General features: G+C 64.6%; 1 protein-coding gene. It reads left to right on the forward strand.

Annotation, left to right across the window (positions count from 1 at the left end; genetic code table 11):
* The first annotated feature begins 131 nt into the window (after positions 1 to 131).
* Positions 132 to 1,439, forward strand: coding sequence for an ISL3 family transposase (locus tag IV498_RS18705; RefSeq protein ID WP_269048578.1), 1,308 nt, complete (start codon positions 132 to 134; stop codon positions 1,437 to 1,439).
* Positions 1,440 to 1,445: the final 6 nt, after the last annotated feature.

Here is a 1,445-nt window from a genome sequence, read left to right on the forward strand (position 1 = left end):
GGCTCTTCAGAATTGAGAGTGTAGTCAGCGCCCCTGTTTGAGGTCCGAGTGCGGGGTGTTTCGGGCTGAGGTGAGGGCCTTGGGAGAGAATCAGGGTATCGACTCCGCTGTTTCTCTACCGCAAGGCCCTCGTGTTTAACGCTACCTTTCAATGCCCTGACCTGACCACATTCTGCCGCCTTGACGGGCTCGGGCTGGAGGTGACCGGGCAGTCCGTCCGCCCGGATCGCGCCGTCCTGTCCTGCCATGTTGTTGAGCCCGATGACTGGTGCCGTAAGTGCGGGTGCCAGGGCGTTCCCCGGGATACAGTGACCCGCCAATTAGGCCATGAGCCCTTCGGATGGCGGCCGACCACGCTGCTGGTGAGCATCCGCCGCTACAGCTGCAGCGGGTGCGGGCATGTGTGGCGGCAAGACACCTCCAAAGCTGCCGAGCCCCGGGCGAAACTCTCCCGCCGAGGGCTGCGCTGGGCGCTGGAAGGAATCGTCTGCCAGCACCTTACGGTCGCCCGGATCGCCAAGGGACTCGGAGTGACCTGGAATACCGCGAACAAGGCCGTCCTGACCGAAGGACGGAGGGTCTTGATCGATGATCCGCACCGCTTCGACGGGGTGAAAGTCATTGGTGTTGATGAGCATGTTTGGCGGCACACCCGCCGTGGGGACAAGTACGTCACCGTCATCATTGATCTGACCCCGATCCGTGACGGCACGGGCCCTTCCCGCCTGCTGGACATGGTCGAGGGCCGCTCGAAACAAGCCTTCGCGGCCTGGCTGCAGGCACGTCCCCAGCACTGGCGGGACCGGGTTGAAGTCGTCGCCATGGACGGGTTCTCCGGGTTCAAAAGCGCCGCAGCCGAAGAACTCCCGGACGCGGTCCCGGTGATGGATCCCTTCCACGTCATCCGGCTGGCCGGGGACGCCCTGGACAATTGCCGCCGGCGGGTTCAGCAGCAGACGTGCGGGCACCGCGGACGGGTCGGGGACCCGCTGTATTCGGCCCGCCGGACCCTCCACACGGGCGCGGGCCTGCTCACCGACAAACAACGCCACCGCCTTGAAACACTGTTCACCGCCGATACGCATGTCGAGGTCGAAGCCAGCTGGGGCGCCTACCAGCGCATGGTTGCCGCCTACCGGGAACCGGACCGAACCCGAGGCCGGGAGATGATGCAAGCCGTGATTGACTCCCTCAGCAGCGGCGTCCCCACCGCCTTGACCGAGCTACGAACTCTCGGTCGCACCCTCAAACGCCGGGCCGCAGACGTGCTCGCCTACTTCGAGCGACCCGGCACATCGAACGGCCCCACCGAAGCGATCAATGGGAGACTCGAACACCTGCGCGGCTCCGCCCTCGGCTTCCGGAACCTCACCAACTACATCGCCAGATCCCTTATGGAATCCGGCGGATTCAGACCGAAACTACACTCTCAATTCTGAAGAGCC

The sequence above is a fragment of the Paenarthrobacter sp. Z7-10 genome (assembly GCF_026932795.1).
Classification (GTDB): domain Bacteria; phylum Actinomycetota; class Actinomycetes; order Actinomycetales; family Micrococcaceae; genus Arthrobacter_M.